This window comes from Citrifermentans bremense (genome assembly GCF_014218275.1).
Classification (GTDB): Bacteria; Desulfobacterota; Desulfuromonadia; order Geobacterales; family Geobacteraceae; genus Geomonas; species Geomonas pelophila.
Window position 1 is genome coordinate 501,317 of sequence record NZ_AP023213.1, and the last position, 20,847, is coordinate 522,163.

A 20,847-nucleotide genomic window follows, 5' to 3' on the forward strand; every position below is an offset into this window, starting at 1 on the left:
TTTTTACTTCCTCGGTGCGCTGAGTAACTAATGGGAACATCCGTGGCTGCTGCCGTGGCCGCCACAGGTGTGGCCAGGCTGGTATTCCGGGAGCTCGTTGTTCTTGAAGAGCAACATGTTTTCTGCAACAGTCCCCTCGCACGCCTGGAATACCCGAATCCCGGAGCTGTTCAGCTTGAACAACGCTCCGCCGCCGATCCCACCGACGACGATGGCGTCGACACGATGGCCGCCAAGTCCAGCGATCGGATTGCAGGCTCCATGTTGGTGAATCCTGTCCTGGTTGGTGATCGCAGTGAGCTCCTTAGTGTCGAGATCCACCACGACGAAAGCCGGCGCCGATCCGAAATGCCCATACACCTCGCTCTCCAACCCCTCATTCTCAAAAACCGGGAAACAAACCTTCATCAAAACCTCCGCAGAACCCGTCATCTTCGTTTTGTTAGCCACGTTTCTGTCCGCTTGTGACATGAATATTCATATTTCTATATCTTGTAGGGGGCGTTGTCAATGCAATTTGAGGGACTTTTGGCTCGAGTGGACCAGCGCTTGAGGGGTGCAACGTAGGAAGGTCATTTTCGGAGCAGGTAATGACGAATTTTTTTCAGATGTGTCATTTCCCGAACTAAAACGTCACATTTTTTTCAAATGTGCCATTTCCTGAGCGAAAACATCACATTTTCCCCGAATGTGTCATTTCCTGATGCGAATACGTCACATTGTTTTCAAATATGTCATTTCCTTATGCAAAAACGTTATATTTTTTTCAAATGTTTCATTTTCGAACTCGAATACGTCATATTTCTTTTAGACGTGAATCAAAATTGTCATTTTGTATGCGAAACAGCACATTTTTTTTAAAAGTGATGTTTTCGGATTCGGAAATGACATTTCTTCCTAAAAAACAGGTGAGCTTATCAAAGCTCCTTCCTTATGGCTGCGGGTGAGTACCTGACCGCCATGACCCTGACCAGGGAAAGGGAGATGACCAGGGAGATGGTCATGGCGACTTCTTCCCAACGGATGCTTTTGTACCAGAAGGCCATGACCTCGGTGAGCACGGTGACGATCACCGTGTCGATGATGTAGGTGACCTTGACCCTCCCTTCGCTGAAATAGGCCAGGGCGGTCCTCAAGACCTCGATGATGGCGAGGACGGTAAGCAGGTCGACCATGATGGTTTTGAAGGCACTGTGAAAGTCGGTTTCGAAGATGAGGCGAAGGTCGTAGATGGCGCATCCGACGCCGGCAACGATGGCAAAAAGTATCGACAGAATCAGGAACGAGAGGACGACTCTGGTCGACATCTCGTAGAAGCGGGTAAGTTTCAGGTCGACGATATCTTCTTTCCACATGGTGCAGCTCCTTTCGGTTCGTTGTCACGAAAGGTAGCAGCCACACGTCACGGGCATGTGTCGGAAAGGTTGCAGGAAGAAAAATTTAGGATACGCGGGTTTTCAGCTGGTTCATCAGGGATAAACCTGTCCCTGTCGGCCCTCCTTTGGACTTTACAGCTGTTCCAGCACGGCGGCCATGGCTTCGTCGTCTATCCTGTGGCCCGTGCTGCAGATGACGTGGCGGTAGTCGAACCCGAGGCAGAAGCTGAGCCAGGCAAAGCAGTCGAGGACGTAGTTGCGGGGGAAAATCTCGATCACCCGGCAGGGGGGATCAGACCAGACCAGATTGCTCAAGCCGGCTCCGTGCGTAGCGACCACCGTCTCGGCCTGGCGGAAGATGCGGATCTGCTCCTGGAAGGAAAAGTCCTCCAGGTGCAGTATGGTGAACCCTTTTTCCTTCAGCGTCCTCTCCAGCTCTTCCTCTCCCATCAACCGGCGCCTCCTGCTTCTGCGCCTGGAGATGTAGAGCCTCGTTCCCGGCGCGGGCACGGCGGAACATTCTTTGGCTATGACCTTGGCCTTCACCTGCGATCTGAGCAGGTCGATGACTTGGGGGCTGGTGAATTCGGGCGCCGTGTGGTACTGGGGCATCACCAGGCTTCGAACCTTGAGCGGAGTGGAGCAGAAGATGAAACGGCCGGCTGCCTCGGGGCCGAGTACCGTGGCCAACCCGTCCATCACGTAGGCAGGACAGTTCTCGGGCAGTACGATCTTCACCTGCGGGACGGTCGAGACGGCGTAGAGAAGGTTGGGCAGTACCTCCAGGAGCCAATGGTAGTACCCCGCGGCGGGATGGCAGACGACAATAGGATCCTCAGACCTAAGCTCGCTCACGGGAAGAAGCGGCTCGTGCAGCATGTCCCCCCAGTCCATGATGCGACGCAAGGAGCCAACGCTCTCCTCGATGATCCTGTTCCCGATCCAGGCCATGCCGGTATCGGGCGACACCACCGCGTCTTTCAACAGGTAGATGTTGCGCTTGCCGAAAGCCGCCTCTGTCCTGATGAAAGGAGGAAAGGGGACCTGCAGGTCGTGCTTTACAACGTGGGCATCCGCAACCGAGATGATTTCGGCGATGTGACGCTTGACCTTGGGTAGGTAGGAGAGTTTCTCCAGCGACTCGATGCTCGACTTCGGCATCTTTCCCACGATGGGACCAAGCAGCTCCAGCGTGATCTTGTGCGCCAGCCGCCTTTTCTCTTTGACTGCCCTTTCGCGTTCGTGCTTCATCTACTCCCTCGGCTTCAGACGGTAACAACGTATTCACCGGAAAAACAGGTTCTTTTATACTTGCGCAGGCAGCAAAGTGCAACGTGATTAGCCGACTGCGCCTGTTTCCCCCACCCTGTCCCTCCCCCTCCTGGGGAGGGGAGCTAATTGACGCTTCAGGGATACAACGGACCCAGGTGTTGCAACGGATGCAGGGGATATGAAACGGACGCGGGGGGGCGATGCGCGGAATGCGGGGGTATCAGGAAGGGATGTGGACGCCGGGCCAGATGGCGGTGATGCCGTTGATGACGTACTGCACGGCGATGAATGCGAGGATGAGCCCTACTATCCTTACTGCGACTTTCATCCCCAGTTCCCCGAAGACGCGGGCCAGCTCGTCGGCCCAGTGCAAAAGCAGGTAAGCCGTGATGAAAACGATGAGCGCGCCCCCGATAAGAACCAGCACCGACAGGGCGCCGCTCGCCTGGCTTGAAAACACCAGGCAGGTGACTATCGCGCCGGGGCCGGCCAGCAGGGGAATGGCCAGCGGGGTGACGGAGACGTCCTCCTTCTTCTCTGCCAGGCGTTCTTCCTTGCTGCTGGTCTGGGTGCCGGTCGGATTGCCGTAAAGAAGTTCCAGCGCGATCACGAATAGAAGCAGCCCCCCGCTTATCTGCACAGCGGAGGTGTTGATGGCGAAGTATTTCAGCAGGGACGGGCCTACTACCAGAAAAAAGACGATGGCCAGAAGTCCTATCGAGCAGCCGCGTCTAGCTATGGCTCTGCGCTCTTGCTTGCTGTGTGCTACGGTGATGGCGAGAAAGGTAGGGACGGCGGCGAGAGGATCGACGATCACGAAGAGCTGGACGACGAATACTATCAATTGTTCGAAGAGACTGGCCGCGCTCTGTGTCATCAGCTTTTCCTCCGCCAGGAAAAGCTTTCCACAAAAACGGGAATCTACAAGGGCCTAGTGAGAATGACAGAATCTCTGCCCTGTGAGCAGCCTGCTTCACGACGCCAGCGCCTGGACGATTTTCTCATGCAATTGTCTCGCGTCCAGTGGCTTTGAAATGTAGAACATCCCTTCTTCGACGATCCCCCGCTGTGCCACGATATCCGCGGTATAGCCTGACATGAACAGCACCTTTATGTCGGGCCTGGCGCTCCTGATCCTGTCCACCATCTCCCGGCCGTTCATGCCGGGCATCACCACATCGGTGAGCACCAGGTCTATCTGTTCTCCGCTGGTGCAGATCTCTATGGCCCTTGCCGGAGACCCTGCCTGCTGCACTGTGTAGCCGATTTCCTCCAGCATCTTCGTGGTGGTCCAAAGGAGCATCTCCTCGTCCTCGACCAGAAGGATGATTCCGGTTCCCTTCGGCGGCGGGGCCACTTCGGCCGCCTCCTCTGCCGCTTCATCGTCCAGCAGGCGCGGAAGGTAGATGTTGAAGACGGACCCCTGGCCAGGCTCGCTGTAGACGTTTATGAACCCTTTGTTCTGGGTGACGATGCCGTAGACGGTGGCGAGGCCGAGACCGGTCCCAACCCCGACCCCCTTGGTGGTGAAAAAGGGCTCGAATATGTGGTCCCTGGTTTCGCGGTCCATGCCCGTTCCTGTGTCGGAAACGGTGATTTTCACGTAGTCGCCGGGAACCGTTCCGGAATGATGGCGGCAGTAGTCGGCATCGACATGCACGTTGCCGGTCGCTATATCGAGCGTGCCGCCGTCGGGCATGGCGTCGCGGGAGTTGGCGGAAAGGTTCATGAGTATCTGGTCGAACTGGGCCGGGTCGATGAGGACGGTCCAAAGGCCGGTGGAGGGCTTGAAGGTGAGGTTGACGTCCTCGCCGATCAACCGGCAGAGCATCTTCTCCGACTCGATGATGAGGCTGTTCAGGTTCACCGGCTTGGGCGAAACCACCTCCTTGCGGGAAAAGGCCAGCAACTGGCGCGTGATGTCGCTCGAACGCTGAGCGGCTTTGATAATGTGCTCGAGGTACTTCTGCAGCGGGCTGTCCGGCGCGATCTGGTGCTGGCAGAGATCGGCGGAACCTATGATGACGCCGAGCATGTTGTTGAAATCGTGGGCGACGCCGCCGGCAAGCCGTCCCACCGACTCCATCTTCTGGGATTGCCTTAACTGCTCTTCCAGCTTCTTTTGCTCGGTTACGTCGCGCCAGATGCAATAGTAGACCGGCTGGTCCTGGATGGTCAGGATCTGCGCCGTCACATGGACGTTGCGCAGTTCTCCCTGGCTGGTCCGCTGCATGGTCTCGAAGTCGCTTCTTCCCTCCCGCACGATCTCTTCGATGCGGTGCCGGGTTTCTTCCCTCGTTTCGATGGCCTCCACGTCGAAGACGCTCAGTTGTGCGAACTCCTCTCGTGAGTATCCGAGCTGCCTGCAGACGGCGGTGTTGAAGTTTATGAAGCGCGCGGTTTCCGGGTCGATGATGACGATGCCGTCGGGCGAGTGCTCCAAAAGGAGGCGGTTGAAGATCGCCTCCTCCTCGATCGTCTTTTCCATCAGCTTGCGGTCGGTGATGTCGGTGATGACGCCGATCCTAGCTGTTTTGCCGCCGTAGGGCATGTCGTGCGAGGTGACGAAGATGGGGAATACCGTGCCGTCCTTGCGGCGGTGGTGCCATTCCCCAACATAGGTGTGGCCGCTGAGTCCGGCGGCAACCTCGGTGATCTTCTGTTTCTCCTCCTCGGGATAGAGGTCGGTGAGCTTTAGCTCCAGCACCTCGTCTTTGCTGTAGCCGTAGCTGATTACGAAGGCGTCGTTGACCGCCAGCATCTGCAGTGTCCCCCGCTCGTAGATCAGCATCGGCGCGGGGTTTTGCTCGAAGAGGTAGCGGTATTTCTCTTCGCTGGCCCGCAACTCCGCCTCGGCCTCCTTGTAAACGGCTTCCTCCCTTACTATCAGCAGGGCGCGGAGTACCAGGATGCAGATGACGATAGCTGCGAACAGGGTGGTGCCGACTACCAGAGCCAGCTTGTTGCGGTACGAGGTGAGCGAGGAGAAAATCTCCTCCTCGGACGAGGCGACGACTATGGCCCAAAAGGTGTTGTCGAGTTTGATGGGGAGATAGACGGCGTGTCTCTTCACGGGGGCGGCGCCCTTGTTGAAGGCGATGGTGTAGCTCGCCGTTCCCGATCCTCCCTTGAGCATCGCCTTCACCATGGCCAGCCTCGACGGCGAGCCCGCGGAGGTGGTGAAAACGCTCTGACCGCTGTGGCCGGCTGCGGGGCAGTAGATCTCGGTGCCGTCGCGGCTCACCACCCAGGCATAGCCGGTCTTGCCGACCCTGATCACCTCAAGGTAGCGCTTGGCGAGACCCTGGGAGTTCACTATGATGGCGATGCTCCCCCGGAACCGGTTCCCATCGAAGACCGGGACGTGAAGCGCTACGGCGTCATACCCCTGGATGGAACGGAACACGTCGCTTACCACCGGCTTTCGCGTGGCGATCAGCTCCTGCACGTGCTTTTGCGCCGCGATGTTCTTTCCCGACATCTCCAGGTTCGGGACGGTGAAGAGGATGTTTCCCTTCTCGTCCATCCTGGTGAACGACCTTATCTGGTCCTTGTGGGCGTCGTAGAAAAACTCCATCTGACGCTTACCGGCTGGATCCATGTTGAAGATCTCGTGGAGTCTGGAAAGCGAGGTGAGGATGCCGGTCCAGGTGACGAAATATTCTTCGATCCCCCTGGCCGCCTGCCTGGCATGTATGAACTGCTCCTGGTTCAGGCGGGTTATGGCTGCGTCTTTTGCCTTTTGGTAGGCGAAATTGAATATGAAGATGCACAGGCAGGTGAAGCCAAGGACGAGAAGGGCGAGGGCGCGTTTATTGACGAATTTTTGAATCATCTGCTTTTCCCCGGCCGCGTGTGAAAAACGAGAGTCTGGCGGGATGGCCCGCGCTTTTTTCTTCCCTAACTTTATCGGAATCCTGGCGGGGAAATTCAGGGGAAAAATGGAAAGGGGGAGCACGATCGCTCCCCCTTGTTCTTTATCTGCCGGTTAGCCGTGCTCGCCGCTCGCCGGGTTCTCCAGGCTGAGGATGCCGGAGCCCTCGTCGTAGGCGAAGAGCTCGGCGTAGCGACCCCATTCGATCGCCACCTGCAGCACCGTCTCCGCGGTCTCCTCGGAGAAGAAGTCCTCCAGTTCGCGCAGGAAACGGTCCTCCTTCGCGCGGTTTCCCGGGCGGTCGTCGAGCACGCGCCGGATGTGGGCGGCGAGTGCCACGTGCCGCACCAGGTGCTCGGCGAAGATCTCCTTGCGGCGCAGGATGTCGGCATCGACGTAGCTTTTGCCGGACGCGGTGAGATCGGCGTCGCCGCCCTCGATGCGGGCCAGGTTCAGGATGTCGAGCGCCTCCAGAAGCGGGAAGAGCTGGTCCACGCCGAACCCCATCTGCTCGGCGAGTTCCGGAAGGTCAGCCTTGCCGTTGTAAGGCTCGGCGGCCAGCGCCTCCAAAAGGCCGGAGAGCTGGTTCACGTGCGCCTCGGGGAGGAGGTAGGAGATGGGGACGGCCTCCACCTTCCCGGCTGCGCGGGAGCGCTGGGTCATCTGGCCGTACACCGTGTCGACCAGCTGCCGGAACAGGGGGGCGTCGCGGTCGCGGGGATGGGCCAGAGGCACCTTGATCTCGGAGACCACGCGGCCCGGGTTGCTCCCCAGGATGATGATCCGGTCAGCCAGGAGCACCGCCTCCTCGATGTTGTGGGAGACCAGCAGGATCCCCTTGGTCGGGATGCGCCGCTCCAGCCAGAGCTCGATCAGGTCGGTACGGAGCGTTTCGGCGGTGAGGACGTCGAGCGCCGAGAAGGGCTCGTCCATCAAAAGGAGAGTCGGCTCCACCACCAGCGCCCGGGCAAAACCGACCCGCTGCCGCATACCGCCGGAGAGCTCCTTCGGGTAGGCGGATTCGAAACCGTCCAGGCCGATCAGGTCGATCGCCTCCAGGGCGCGCCTCCTGCGCTCGGCCTGCGGCACCCCCATGGCGTCGAGCCCGAGTTCCACGTTTTCCAGGACGGTGAGCCAGGGGAAGAGGGCGAAGCTCTGAAACACCATGGCGAGCCCCTGCGTGGGGCCGGTTATAGGTTTCCCGCAGTAAAGCGCCTCGCCGCTGCCGGGCTGCGCGAGCCCGGAGATGATCCGCAAGAGCGTCGATTTCCCGGAGCCGGAGCGCCCTAAAAGCGCGACGATCTCCCCCTCTTCGATGCTGATGTCGACCCCGTCGAGCACCAGGTGCTCGCCCGAATCGCTCTTCTTGTACGACTTCCTTATGTTGCTCAGTTTGAGCAGCGGAACCTTGTTGCCTGTAGCTTCCATTTTTATTCTCCTACCCGAGCCGGTAGCGCGTCTGGCTGACGGTGAAAAGCCTTTGCCAGAAGAACCGGTTCAGTACCACCACGTAAATGCTCATGACTGCTATCCCCAGGGCTATGCGGGGGTAGTCCCCCTTCTCGGTCCAGACGGCGATGTACGACCCAAGCCCCGTTGCGGTCAGGGTTGTGTTCCCCCAGGTGACGATCTCGGCGACGATGCTGGCGTTCCAGGTACCCCCGGCGGCGGTGACGAGCCCGGTGACGAGCGAGGGGAAAATGCCGGGGAGAAGCAGCGTCTTCCAGAGCTTCCACCCCGAGACGCCGAAGTTGCGGGCCGCCTCCCGCAGGTCGGTCGGGATGGCCGAGGCACCGCCGATCACGTTGAAAAGTATGTACCACTGCGTCCCAAGGATCATCAGCGGCGCGGTCCAGATCTCAGGGGAGAGGTGGTAGTGGACCATGAAGAAGACCGCCACCGGGAAGAAGAGGTTCGCAGGGAACGCGGCCAGAAACTGCGCCAGGGGCTGGACCCTCGTGGCCCATTTAGGGTTGAGCCCGATGGCCACACCGATGGGGACCCAGATCAGGCTGGCGATGATCAATAGCACGGTGACCCGCGTGAGCGTCAGGAAGCCGAGATAGAAGACCTTCCCGATCTCGGCGCCGTCGACCTCACCGCCGACGAAGCGGACCAGGAGCCATGCCCCCCCGGCGACCCCTATGGCGAGGGCAGCGTTCCAGGCGGCTTCCTGCGGCCTGGAAATCGCGGCCGGCGTCACGCCGTGGAAGCTGCCGCGCTGCCTGCGCCTGGGGAGCCGGTCGGTGAGCCTGATCCAGCGGTCGAGCGCGAAGCGCGAGGCCGCGCGCAGAAGCCTCGCACGCTGGAACAGGGTCAAAAGCCACGATCCGCTTCCTTCGCCGCTTTCGGTGGTTTCGAACTTGAACTTGTCGGCCCAGGCCACCATGGGGCGAAAGAGCAGCTGGTCGTAGACGAGGATCACCAGCAGCATGGTCAAAAGCGCCCAGCCGATGGCGGAGAGGCTGCGGTAGTGGATCGCCTGTGCCACGTAGGACCCTATCCCGGGGAGGGTGACTGAGGTCTTCCCGACCGTGATCGCCTCGGACGCCACCACGAAGAACCATCCCCCGGAGACGGACATCATCATGTTCCAGATCAGGGGGGGCATGGCGAAGGGGGCCTCCAGCTTCCAGAAGCGCTGCCAGGGGGATAGCCCGAAGAGGACCGAGGCCTCGTTCAGGTCGGCGGGGATGGTCTTCAGCGACTGGTAGAAGCTGAAGGCCATGTTCCAGGCCTGGGAGGTGAAGATGGCGAAGATGGCGGCGCACTCGACGCCTAGAAGCCTCCCGGGGAAAAGGGCGATGAAGCCGGTCACGGTGACCGAGAGAAAGCCAAGGATCGGCACCGACTGGAGTATGTTCAGAAGCGGGACCAGTATCCGCTCGGCGCGGCGGCTCTTCGCGGCGAGTGTCCCGTAGCTGAAGGTGAAAAGGAGCGAAAGCGCCAGCGCCGCCGCCATGCGCAATACGGTGCGCAGCGCGTACTCGGGGAGGTGGATCGGGTCAAGCGAAAGGGGGATACGCTCCCCCGGCGTATAGGGGAGCGCCATCTCACGGCTTCCCCAGGCAAAGAGCGTGACGAGCCCCATGACCAGGAGAAAGGCGGCGAAGTCCCAAAGGTTCGGAGCGGCTCTCCCTGTAGTTTTGTCCAGCGGTGTCGACCGGTTGGCCATCCTGCTTCCTCCGTGCTGCCGGATACTCTACCTCTTTTCGGGAAAAAGGCTTAGGTATCTCCGGACGCGGGTCCCCTTGCCGCATGCCGAGACCACGCGCGAAGAGACCCCTACTGCCGATGCTTCATGGCACCGCAGTGAGAATGATGAATTGAAGGGAAGTCGGGAAAAAGGCCCCTGGACTCCTCGCTTCGGCTGTTTCCCGCGGCGCGGCAGGAGAACCGGAAGCAGGCCCAGGTTAGAGGGGAGCTTCGGGGAGGCTACTGCCGGAACTGCGGGATGGGTAAGTGATAGTCGCTACTATGACTGTCCAATGTGAAAAACCACCACCTTTTTGTCGTGATCTGGAAAAGCAAAAGGCCATGGGGGACCATGGCCTTATTTCCGGCGCGGATTCCCCTCTCGTAGGTTTTCGGCAGTGCGCAACGTAGGCCCCGGGGGACCAGCTACCTTGGGTCAAGCCTTAAGCCGGCAAGACCTGGTCTACCCGTTGGCGTCTTTCGACGTTTCCGGGCAGTAGCCTGTGTTTGAGCAAACGCCTCATCGTAACGAGGAACCCGTCCTGTTTATACCCCGCCTCGCGGAATGTCAACTAAAGGATTTTTATCAGTAACGCGGTGGCCCCGAGGATCAGCAGCCGGTGCCGGAAAAGGGCCTGTGTCGGGAGCCCGTCCTGGCGTTGCAGCCTACCTAGCGCCACCAGGGAAAAGAGCGCCGCCAAAAGGATAATGGGGTAGATGAGCAGGCGCAGCGTTCCCAGCTCGGGGGTGAGCGCCGCCGCGTCCAGGAAACTTTCCGCACCCAGGGCCGAAACCGCGAGCGGAACGAGCCGCGCGCCCCCCTCCACCAGCGGCCGGAAGAAGATCATGAAAAGACCCGCGGCGGCAAGCGGCAGGTAGGCAAGCCCGCTACCGGTGAAGACCTGGCGCCAGCGCGCGCCCGGAACCGCCACCGACGCGATGATGGCAAGGGCGGTGAACCCCGCGACGAGGCAAAGCGCCAGCAGGTAGTCGTCCGGGGACCAGAGGGTGCGCGGGAAGAGTTCTGGCTGCCGCCCGGCAAGAAGAGGGGTCCCCTTGGCGGCGATCACCGCGCCGAGGAGGGTGACGCTGAAAAACGCTTCCCTGAAGCCGCGGCGGGCCTTGTTGAAGACGCCAGAGGTCGGGTTCCTGAGGTCGAGCTGCATCGAGCGGTGCGGACAGTTGCGGACGCAGTTGAGGCAGAGGACGCAGTGGTCGGAGCTGTCGACTCCTGACGGGTGCAGCCCCATGGGGCACGCCTTTTCCTTGATGCAGTCGTCCACCCGGCACCTGCTCAGGCAGACGTTGTGGTTGCTGTGCATCTCCAGCGGCGAGATGCGCGAGACGAGGCTCACGATGCGCCCCAGCGGGCAGAGGAACTTGCACCAGCCGCGGCGGCCGATAGCCAGGTCGGCGCTGACCGTCGCCGCCAGCATGCCGCTCAGCAACAGCCCCGTGGACGCCGCGTGGGAGAACATCCCGGTCGCCTGCTCCATGAGGAGAATCAGCACCAGAAGGGCGAAGCTGAAAGAGGGCCCGAAGCGGCGCAGCCAGGGCGCCGGGTCGCGCACCACGCGGCTGGTGACGCCGAGCCGCTCGCCGATCGCCTCCATGGGGCAAAAGCTGCACCAGCCGCGGGCGAACAGGAAGGCGGTGAGTATCAGCGCGGGCCACCCCAGGGTCCAGGCGGCAAGGTTCGCGGCGTTGTCCGACGCGGGGCCGAACAGGGTGTACAGCGTGATCAGAAGAAACGCCGGCACGGTCAGCCAGCGCAGCAGTTTCGGGAAACGCGGGTTGCAGGCGAGCCGCTCCAGGGAGGGAAGCGTCAAGAGGTTGAAGCGCCCCTCCTCGAAGGGGTGCCCCTGGAGGGAGATGTGCTCGGGCTGGATCTCCCCTTCGCTGCAGACCACCACGGCGCGGCTCACGACCTGGTACAGCTCCGTCGTGTTCAGAGGCCAGTCGTGGTCGACCAGGCGGTTCAGGGCGTCCTGGGAGAGCCGGCGCACGTTGCGGTTGTGCTTGGCGTTGAGCGAGGCGAGCAGGCTCCTGGCTATGACCGGGATGTCCTTCTTGCGCTCGCGCAGCGGGGCGAGCTCGACGGTCTCGTTTGAGAGCTTTCGGTACAACTCGCCGTTGAACTTGCCGCTGGCGATAAGTGGCTCAAGGGCCTTGCCGCTGGTGGCTATGATCCTCACCCGGGCGCTGCGCAGCTTGGTCTCCCCCCTCCTGGTGAAGTGACCGGATTCCAGGAAATCGACCAGTTCCTCCTGCACGCCAAGGGCGAGGCAGTCGACGTTGCGCAGGATCATGTCGCCGCCGGCCGCAAGCTCGATCATCCCCCTTCTCACCCGCCGCGCATAGACCGCACCTTGCGAGGCATGGCCGAAAAGCGCGGCTTCCTGGGCGAGCCCCAGCAGCACTCCCCCCTGGGGCTCGGCCTCGCTCGGCTCGTTTTCCTCTTCAATTACCGGTGGGGGGGAGGCGCAGTCCAGGAAAAGGACGGGGCGGTCGGCTTCGCTGTGGAAGTGGATCAGCCGGGCGGCGAGATCCTTCCAGGTGCCGGGTTCGCCCAGGATGAGTACGTGGCTGCGGGTGCCGCCCAACTGCTGCAGGCGCTGGTTCAAAAGGCGCACCCAGTGCGAGGCGCCGGGGAACTCGCCGAACTCGGGGAGCAGCTGCCAGCCGATGATGTTGGTGATCACCTCGCGGTGCTCGCTTTCCTCGCGCTGGTGGCGGTGCGCCCAGCTTCCCAACTGCGCCGCGAAGATGCGGCTCAGGTTGGCGTAGAGCGCGGGTATCCGATCCAGGAGCTCTTCGAAATCCTCCCGGGAGAGCCGTGCCGCCTGGACCTCGGTGATCGCCCGCACGTCCGCCGAGCGCTTCTCGCCGGTCAGGATGGCGCGCTCCCCGATGACGTTGCCGATGCCGAGCTCGGTGAGGGTCAGCACCTGCCCCCCCTGGTCCAGGAGCTCCACCCTGATCCTTCCCGCCAGGATTACGTAGAGCTCCTGCGCCGGCTCGTTCCTGGCGAGGATGATCTGTCCCGGCGCGAACTCGCGCAGCTGCAGTTTTTGGGCGATGCTGTCCAGCTGCTCCCTGGTCAGGGCGCTGAAAAGGCGAATGCCGGAAATGGTTTCAGAGCTGATTAACGCCACGTCTCCTCCTAAGGCCAAAAGGAAGCAGATGGTAGCGCAAAAGCTCTTGAAGCTTCAAATGTGTATACCGGTGTATACCGTGCCGACAGGGGAAAGGGGGGCAGAGAGGGGGGCTTACCAGCTGCGGCGCAGCGCCAGGTAGACGCGCCGCGCTTTCTTGAGCGCGCCCAGCGCCCCGTTCTCCGAGCCGTAGGGGAGATCTCCCCCTCCGGTTACCTTCCAGGTGTCGGTCAGGTTGTAGCCGATCTCGCCTTTCAGCACCCCGTCCATACGCTCCAGGCCTGCCGTCCAGACCACCTTCCAGTCCCCCCAAGGCTCGGTCTGGTTCCAGGCCGCGATGAGAGCGGGGAGAAGTGCCCGGTCGAAGAGGAGCGTCCGGTTCACCGGCGGGTCGATGGCGTTGGCGGCCAGCGTTACCAGGAGCTTTCCGTCTCCGAAACCCCGCTCCGCGCTCACCGTCCCGATCACCGCGTCACCTAGTTCCGGATCCCTCGACAGGAGACCTGCGAGCTCGGCCCGCAGCACGTAAGGGCCGGTGACCCGGGAGAGCTCTATACCTATCCCGTCCTCCCGGGCGTAACGGCGCTCCACGGAGACCACCGGGGCGGGACCCACCTGCTGCGCCGGGTCGAGGGTGAAGCGAAGCAGCGGCGCCGGGCGCACCCCGGTTCTCGCCCAGAGCCCCAGGTCCCAGTCTCCACGCGTCGCCAGGAGCCGCAGGGCGGCGAAACCAGGAAGCGGCGGGGCGTCTTCCCGCTCGCGCAGGACCGTTCCCTGCGGCAGCGCGCCGGTGGCGATGGGGGCGTAGCGGCTTCCCAGCGGCGGGAGGCGCCAGGGGGTGGTGACCGGCACCAGCACCGCCTGGTAGCGCAACGACTCCTCCTGTCCGCTCACCCTGAGCGCCCAAAGCGGCAGCTTCTCGTCGGTGAAGGGGTCGGTCAGGTCGCGCGGGAGGAAGGAGTCGGCAGGGGAATAGCCGTCGGTCTGCCCCCAGCCCAACTGGAAGCGCCCCACTTCAAGGTCGTGGGAAGGGGCCAGGGGGAGGCGCACCCAGAGATCGCGCAGCGACAGCGGGGAGCGCCTGAGTTTTCGGTCCGCGGGGTCGAAGGAGAGCTCGTCCTGCGGCGAGGTGAGCCATTGCGCCCGCAGCGAAGCGGTCAGCTGCGCCTCGCCCGGCCGGTGCTCCCACTTGGAAAAGAGGGTCCCGGAGCCCGCCCCGTACGGCTCCCCCTCGGAGCGCTCGGTGTAGGCGAACCCCTTCAGTTCCGCGTAGCCGGAGAAGTCGTTTGCCGCGGCGGTCATCGGCATGAGGAGCAGGGATATCAGGAAAAGGAGCGGCAGGATCAATCTCCCCCCTCCCGTGTGAGGTTCTGCAGCGTGAAGCGGCCGGCCGGGTGCGGACGGTTGAAGGTGATCTGCTTCAGGTTGACGGTCGTCTTACTTCCCTTTTTCAGGTCGGTCATCTCCATCCGTCCAGCCACCCAGTGCCCCTCCACGTTCTTCAAGTCGGAGAGGACCATCCGCTTGGCAGGCGCCTTTTCCCCCTTCCTGATCAGGTCCTCGCGGACCAGGTAGAGGATGTCCTTCCTCAGGTAAAGGACGAGTTTCTGGTACACCGATTTGCCCCCCTTTTCGGTAGGGATGGCGGCGATCACGTAGCAGGGAACTCCCTCTGCCACCTCCTCCCCGATCAGGGAGACCTTGTACTTTTCGTGGTCGAACTCCTCCATGTCCTCGTAGTTGAAGTCCGTGCCGACGAAGGAGGCGTCGCGGTCCTGCGGGGCGATGCGCCGCTCCCGCTTCATCGATGGGAGGTAGAGCCACTGGTCCGGGTTGTCGGAGCCCGGGCGGGAGAGGGAGAGGAAGCCGACCCCCTTCACCTCGGGGGGATCGGTGAAACGGATCAGGTTCTTGGCGTCGCCGGCGTACCCTTCCCGGTAGCTGCGCCAACCCTTCTTGCGGACCTTACCCTCCTTGTTCACTACGGTGAGGTCGCCTGAGTACTGCTGGGTCTTCGTGCGGTGCCTGTTTTCGCTCTCCTTGAGGAGCGCGCGGGCGTCGGGAGCCGCGAGCGCCCACCCCACGCTGAGCGAAACGAGAAAAAGGGCGGCGGCCGCGGCCGCGAGTGGTCTGGCGAATCGTGCGATCATCTGCTGTTCCTCCGTCTTAAAGAGTGCATATGCGTTTGTAACGGGAACCACGGCATCGCACGCGGATTACCGCGGAAACAAAAGCGATAACTACCGGATCAACAAAACCCGGTAAAAACTCAAGCTTTGTTTCTTCAAGATTAATCTGCCGTTATCCGTGTCTTCCGTTTAATCCGTGTGCGATGCCTTTGGCCCGTGTGCGATGCCGTTGACTTATTCGTACTCTATCGCCTCGGTCACCTTGACCCTGGCTGCCTGCCGGGCCGGGACCCAGGCTGCGAGCGCGGAGACCAGCGGCAGCGCGAAGAGGAGCTGCCCGAGGACGTCCCAGGGATAACGGTGCGGCATGGTCCAGCCGGTGAAGGCGACGGCTACCGGCCCTTCCATGAAGGAGGCGAACAGGTTCCCGGCGGGAATGGCCAGTAAGAGCCCCACCAGGGCCAACACCAGCGCCTCGACCACGACGCTCTTGGCGATCTGGGACGGTATCGCCCCCAGCGCCTTCAGTATCCCGATCTCGCGGGTCCTCTCGGCAACCGAGATGAGGAGCGCGGTCACGATCCCCAAAAAGGCGACGCCGAGGGCGAGGAAGACGGTGATGCGCATGACGGCGTAGAAGGCGTCGACCGCCTTGCCGATCTCGGCCTTGAACTCGGCTTGCGTCGAGATCAGGGCCGGATGCCTCCCCGCCAGCCTGGCCCGGATCTGCTCCCGGACCGCCTTCGGATCCACCCCCGGATGCACCGAGACGTCGTAGATGTCGACCCGGTCGTCCTTCCAGTGCTTGAGGAAAGTGCTGCGGTCGAGGAAGACGGCTCCCTGGTCGGAGCTGTAGTCGCGGATCACCGCCGAGATTGGGAATTTCACCAATCCCCCCGGCGTCATCAGCTCTACCTGGTCCCCCACCCCGAGGTGGAAGCGGCGGTAGAAGTTTTCAGACACGGTGCACATCCCCTTCGTGGCCCCCTCGCGCATGGCGCGCGCGTCCCCCTGCGCGAACTCGTACTTCGCCCGGTCCAGAAGCGACGCTACTTCCATGGAGCCGACCGATATCTGCCTCCCCCGGTACATCGGCTTGATGGCGCGGTAGCTCTCCACGGCCCGTACGCCCGGGACCTGCAGCAGCTCCTCCCGCAGCGCGCCGGGATAGAGGTAGTCGCCGCGGGTGAAGTTGGCGGAAGCCCGGACGAATAGGTCGCAGGTGAGGACGTCGTCCATCCAGCGCAGTATGGTCCCTTTTGTGGATCCAAGGTAACCCCCGAGCCCCAGGACGAAGGTGAGCGAGAGCGCCATGGCCATGATGGTGCCGGCGCTTCGACGCGGATTTCCCAGGAGGGCGTCCGAGGAGAGCGGGCCCGCGGACGGGAAGATCCGGGAGAGGAGCGGCGCCGCTGCAACCAGGACGGCGCGGGAGATCGGCCCCAGGATCAGGACAAGCGCAGCCCCGCCCAGGATGAGCACCGTCAGCAGCATCTGGTTAGCCGCAAGCGGCGAGAAAAGGGCGCAGTACACAGCAGCTGCGGCAAGCACGGCCGCCGCTGCCAGCCGCGGCGCCACCCGGCGCTCGACCCGGGCCTGGAACGCACCCTTGGCGAAGGCCTCGGTAGGGGGGATGCGCGAGGCGGAAAGAGCAGGTCCCCAGGCACCGAGGAGCGAGGCGCCGACCCCGAGCAGGATCGACTGCAGCGCTATGGCCGGGGTGAGGTGAACCACGCCGGAGCCGCTGATGCCGTAGATCGATTCGGTGCTCTTCCCCATGCTCACCAGGAGCCCCTGGGAAAAGGCGGTCCCGGTAAGACAGCCGAGGACCCCGCCTGCGACGCCCAGGATGAGCGCCTCGGCGAGGAAGAGTACCTGGACCTGGCGCGGCGTGGCGCCGAGAGCCCTGAGCGTCCCGATGTCCCGGCGGCGGCGGTTCACCGCCACGTTGAAGGCGTTGAAGATCAGGAAGACGCCGATGGCGAGGGCGAAGGCGCTGGAGACGTTGAAGCCGGCGGTGAAGTTCGCCACCAGGCGCTCCATCTGCTCGCCGCGGCGCGCCGGGGTCTCCACCCGGAAGGCAGGACCGAGCGTCTTTTCCAGCGCCGCGGTCCCCTGCGCCACGGTCACCCCGTCCTGGAGCCGCACGTCGATCCGGTCAAAGCGCCTCCCCCTTCCGAAGAGCTCCTGCGCGGCGTAGACGTCGACCACCATCAGGTTGCCGCCGAAGGCCTCGGCGAACCCCTTTGGCCTCATGAGCCCGCGCGCCGTCACCTTCTTGGCCCCGGTCGGGAGCTTCAGCGAGAGCGATTTACCGGTGGCGAGCCCTGCCCTTTGGGCGAAGTCGCGGGTGAAGAGGGCCGAGTCGGGCTGGGCCAGGAAGAGGAGCGGGTCGTCCAGGTCGGCGTCGTCCCCCTCGAAGCCGTAGTCGCGCATCTCGCGGTCGCCCAGAAGGTCGACGCCTACCACCATCAGGCTTCCCAGCTCTGCCCTTTCCGGGACCACGATCTGCTCGATCACCGGAGAGGTGGCCCTGATCTCGGGTAGCGACCGGAGTCTTTCCTGGACCTCCTCGGGGACCCCTCCTTCCATGGTCACCTGCAGGTGCGCCTTTCCGGCGACGCGGTCCACTGTAGAGCCGATCCCTTTCACCAGGGCGTCCTGAGCGGTCTTGATGGAGCTGAAGGTGGTGACGCCGACCACCACCCCCAACAGGGTGAGGATCGTTTTGGCCAGGTGCCGCCGTGCGTAGGAAAGGGAGAGGGTGCGGAGTAGGAACCTCATCTTTCACCTCCGGCGAGACCGTCGTCCTCCACCTTCCCGTCGCGCAGCCTGATCAGGCGGTCGCAGGCTGAGGCCGCGTCGTGGTCATGGGTGACCATGACGATGGTGGTGTTCCTCTGGGCGTGGATGGAGCGCAGCAAGGCGAGGATTTCCTTGCCGCGTGCGCTGTCGAGGTTTCCGGTGGGCTCGTCCGCGAGGAGCAGCGGCGCGCCGGTCACCAGTGCGCGCGCGATGGCTACCCGCTGCCTTTCGCCGCCGGAGAGCTCGTCCGGGAGATGGTCGCCGCGCTGCTCCAACCCCACTTCGGCGAGGACCCGTTCCACCTGCAGTGCCGCCTTCTTCGCAGAGACGCCGGCCAACTGCAGAGGAAGCGCCACGTTCTGCCGCACCCTGAGCGTCGGCATCAGGTGGTAAGCCTGAAAGATGTAGGAGACGTTGCTGCGGCGAAAGAGCGAGCGCCCCTTCTCGCTTTCCCGTGCGAGATCCTTCCCCGCGACCAGCAGCTGTCCCGAGGTCGGGACGTCGAGCCCCCCCATCAGGTTCAGCAGCGTGGATTTTCCCGAGCCGGAGGGGCCCATGATGGCCACCATCTCGCCGGGGGCGATGGAAAGGGTGATCCCGGCGAGCGCGGTCACCGTGGATTTCCCCTCGTAGGATTTCACCACGTCACGAAGCTGCAGCATGTGCTACCTCCTGTGTAAAGAATAAGTCGAGAGACAACTGCGTCGCACGCGGATGACGCGGATACAAAAAGCGATAACTGCAGATCAAGCAAAACATTGAAACCTTAACGTTTGTACAACAAGGACCTTGTTTAATCCCTATCTGTCTAGATTGATCCGCGGGTATCCGTTTTTTCCGCGTCATCCGCGTGCGATGCTTTTGGGGGCACGGACTCCTGCAGGTAGATCTCCTTGAAATGGCAGCGCCCCCGGAGCCGGTAGACCACCGCTCGCGCGCCGAGTACGAAACGCGTGGTCCAGATGTGCAGCGGCATGCCGCGCAGATACCCCGTCTTCGTGGCTTCACGCAGTGCGTCGATCCCCCTGTGAAAGAAGTCGCTGTCGCCGAAGTCGAAGAGCCCTTCGACGAGCCAGGGCTCCAACTGCCACCTGATCACCCGCCCCACGAGCTCAACCCGCTTTTTTCCCATCTCCTGCGCCGACTCGTAGAGCGAGGCCTTGACGATGATCCGCTCCATCTCCTTGTCGTCCTTTTGGAAAGCTGCGGCTTCGGCCTCGCACTGAAGCTGCCATTCCTCGTCGGTGAGGACGCGGGTGCAGCCGAAATCGACCAGCCCCAGCCTGCCGTTGGGCATGAAGATGTAGTTGCCGGGGTTGGGATCGGCCAAAAGCCAGTGCATCCGGTACAAAAGGCGCATGGTAGCTACCGTCATCAGGTGGGTGTAGTGGTCCCGCACCTCCTGCGACGGGTCGGAGGCGAGGAACTCGTCGATGTGCACCCCCTCCAGATGCTCGGTCGTCAATACCCGGCGGCTGGAGTATCCGTCATGGACCTTGGGGACCACGATACCGTACTCCGGGGGGAAATGGCCGCGCACCGCCCGTGCCACCTCGGCCTCCTTCAGGTAATCGGTCTCGGCGAGGAGCACGCTCTCGATCTCGGCCAGCTTGTCCAGGAGGTTGGGCCAGTCGTCACCGACGCGCATCGGCTGCAGCAACAGGCGGAGGTTCTTGAGGTCGGACTGGATGGTTCGGGCGATGCCGGGATACTGGATCTTCACCGCCACCTGCTCTCCGGAATGTAACCGGGCGCGGTGCACCTGCCCCAGCGAGGCGGCGGCGAATGCCCTCTTCTCGAAGCTGGCGAACATCTCCTCCGGCTCCCGCCCGAACTCGTCGTAAAACACCTCACGGACCATGGCATAGTGCATCGGCGGCGCTTCGAAGCTGAGCGAGGAGAGCAGGCGGGCGTACTGTTCCGGCACCATCTCGGGGAGCGTCAGCATCTGCCCCACCTTCATCACAGCCCCGCGCAGGTACCCCATGGTGCCGAGCAGTTCCAGCGCCGCCTTCAGGTGGGTCTCGTTCCTGGTCCGCTCCTTCTCGTCCGCATCGGCCCAGCGGCTTTTGAGCCACCAGGCGAGGTAAGCGCCGGCGACCTTCGCCTGCAGGCTTCCCAGGATCCAGAGGCGGGAAAGGGAACTCGTCGGGGGCCTGTTGCTGCAGGCGGTTTCGACCAGTTCGGCAAGCCTCTCCCGAGCTGCGGCGTCTTCCTCGCGGGGAAGGAGTTGCCGCAGGCGCTCCCGGCTGGCAGCGTCCGACGCGAGTGCGTTACAGGACATGCTCACCTCCATCTCCCCCGGCGCTGCCGGAGATGATATGCACAAAGGTGCGGACCGAGTAGTCCACCAGGGCCTGGCTCGCTTCCTGGTTGGGGGAGAAGTCGCTGGTCCAGAAGGCGAGCACCCCCAGGTAGAGCGACCAGTAGATGGTCGTGGCGACGTAATCGGGCGCGGAGCTGAACCCGTGGCTGGCTAGGATCTGCTGCATGAAGTCGAGGTGCCGCTGCCGCGCCGCCTCTCCCACCGGGCAGACATTCTTGCGCGGGAACGGACTTAACGAGCGCTCCAGAACTGGGCCGAGAAAGGGGCGCAGGGGGCGCAGCTTCCTCAGCCCCGAGGCGATGAAACCGAAGAGGTCCTCGGCAAGTTCTCCGCCGGTGCGCCCCCGGAATTCCTCTTCTCCTGCGGCGAGGGCGTCGGAGACCATGGTCATCGCCATGGTCTCCTTGCTGGGGAAATAGTTGAACATGGTTCCCGCGGCGACCCCGGCGGCGAGCGCTATGTCGCGCGTGGTGGTCTGGTCGAAGCCGCGGGCGCAGAAAAGCTCGGATGCCTTTTCCAGGATCCTTGCCCGGCATTGCTGTTTTGCCTGTTCGGTAATGCGCATTGAAGCTCCAGATACGGAATGTGAACGCGCTCACTATAGCAGAGGCGAAATTTTCGTCAACGACAAAGTGAGCGTGTTCATAAAAATGTCGGACTGGTGGCTTCGTATGTAACTGCCGCACTCCGGCTTAGCGGTGAGTATTTGCAGGAC

Annotated in this window: 14 protein-coding genes and 1 riboswitch; all 14 genes read right to left on the reverse strand. The window is 62.6% G+C overall.

The features are described 5' to 3' along the window. Window positions 1–27: 27 nt before the first annotated feature. The 14 genes from GEOBRER4_RS02160 to GEOBRER4_RS02225 all read right to left on the reverse strand — a co-directional run bounded on the left by GEOBRER4_RS02160 (window position 28) and on the right by GEOBRER4_RS02225 (window position 20,697). Window positions 28–408 carry a NifB/NifX family molybdenum-iron cluster-binding protein gene (locus GEOBRER4_RS02160; RefSeq protein WP_185244042.1) on the reverse strand — a complete coding sequence of 127 codons (381 nt, stop codon included), beginning with the start codon at window positions 406–408 and terminating at the stop codon, window positions 28–30. Window positions 409–917: 509 nt separating this feature from the next. Beyond that, entirely contained in the window at window positions 918–1,355 is a 438-nt protein-coding gene (locus tag GEOBRER4_RS02165) for a phosphate-starvation-inducible PsiE family protein (RefSeq protein ID WP_185244043.1), read from the reverse strand. 153 nt (window positions 1,356–1,508) lie between these two features. Next, entirely contained in the window at window positions 1,509–2,627 is a 1,119-nt protein-coding gene (locus GEOBRER4_RS02170; protein WP_185244044.1) for a glycosyltransferase family 61 protein, read from the reverse strand. 241 nt (window positions 2,628–2,868) lie between these two features. Next, a complete protein-coding gene (locus GEOBRER4_RS02175) occupies window positions 2,869–3,525 on the reverse strand; it encodes a MarC family protein (RefSeq protein ID WP_185244045.1) in 657 nt (218 codons plus the stop codon). 96 nt (window positions 3,526–3,621) lie between these two features. Beyond that, window positions 3,622–6,483, reverse strand: coding sequence for a hybrid sensor histidine kinase/response regulator (locus GEOBRER4_RS02180; RefSeq protein ID WP_185244046.1), 2,862 nt, complete (start codon window positions 6,481–6,483; stop codon window positions 3,622–3,624). A gap of 153 nt (window positions 6,484–6,636) precedes the next feature. After that, window positions 6,637–7,950 (reverse strand): ABC transporter ATP-binding protein, encoded by a 1,314-nt coding sequence (locus tag GEOBRER4_RS02185; RefSeq protein WP_085814068.1) that lies wholly within the window; start codon window positions 7,948–7,950, stop codon window positions 6,637–6,639. Between the two features lie 10 nt (window positions 7,951–7,960). Beyond that, window positions 7,961–9,697: an ABC transporter permease gene (locus GEOBRER4_RS02190; protein WP_185244047.1), complete on the reverse strand. Its 1,737-nt coding sequence runs from the start codon at window positions 9,695–9,697 to the stop codon at window positions 7,961–7,963. Window positions 9,698–10,087: 390 nt separating this feature from the next. After that, window positions 10,088–10,257, reverse strand: a riboswitch (M-box (ykoK) riboswitch). A 32-nt stretch (window positions 10,258–10,289) separates the two neighbouring features. Continuing rightward, a complete protein-coding gene (locus GEOBRER4_RS02195; protein ID WP_185244048.1) occupies window positions 10,290–12,872 on the reverse strand; it encodes a sigma 54-interacting transcriptional regulator in 2,583 nt (860 codons plus the stop codon). Window positions 12,873–12,986: 114 nt separating this feature from the next. After that, window positions 12,987–14,219 carry a hypothetical protein gene (locus tag GEOBRER4_RS02200; RefSeq protein WP_185244049.1) on the reverse strand — a complete coding sequence of 411 codons (1,233 nt, stop codon included), beginning with the start codon at window positions 14,217–14,219 and terminating at the stop codon, window positions 12,987–12,989. Then, complete coding sequence (locus GEOBRER4_RS02205; protein WP_185244050.1) at window positions 14,216–15,022, reverse strand: outer membrane lipoprotein-sorting protein; 807 nt, start codon at window positions 15,020–15,022, stop codon at window positions 14,216–14,218. The genes GEOBRER4_RS02200 and GEOBRER4_RS02205 overlap by 4 nt, the downstream gene beginning before the upstream one ends. A gap of 213 nt (window positions 15,023–15,235) precedes the next feature. Continuing rightward, window positions 15,236–17,785, reverse strand: a complete 2,550-nt coding sequence (locus tag GEOBRER4_RS02210) for an ABC transporter permease (protein WP_185244051.1) — start codon at window positions 17,783–17,785, stop codon at window positions 15,236–15,238. Next, window positions 17,782–18,468 carry an ABC transporter ATP-binding protein gene (locus tag GEOBRER4_RS02215; protein ID WP_185244052.1) on the reverse strand — a complete coding sequence of 229 codons (687 nt, stop codon included), beginning with the start codon at window positions 18,466–18,468 and terminating at the stop codon, window positions 17,782–17,784. The genes GEOBRER4_RS02210 and GEOBRER4_RS02215 overlap by 4 nt, the downstream gene beginning before the upstream one ends. A gap of 146 nt (window positions 18,469–18,614) precedes the next feature. Continuing rightward, window positions 18,615–20,090: an ABC1 kinase family protein gene (locus GEOBRER4_RS02220; protein WP_185244053.1), complete on the reverse strand. Its 1,476-nt coding sequence runs from the start codon at window positions 20,088–20,090 to the stop codon at window positions 18,615–18,617. Next, window positions 20,080–20,697 (reverse strand): TetR/AcrR family transcriptional regulator, encoded by a 618-nt coding sequence (locus GEOBRER4_RS02225; protein ID WP_185244054.1) that lies wholly within the window; start codon window positions 20,695–20,697, stop codon window positions 20,080–20,082. Before GEOBRER4_RS02225 ends, GEOBRER4_RS02220 begins: the two co-directional genes overlap by 11 nt. Between the last annotated feature and the right edge of the window lie 150 nt (window positions 20,698–20,847).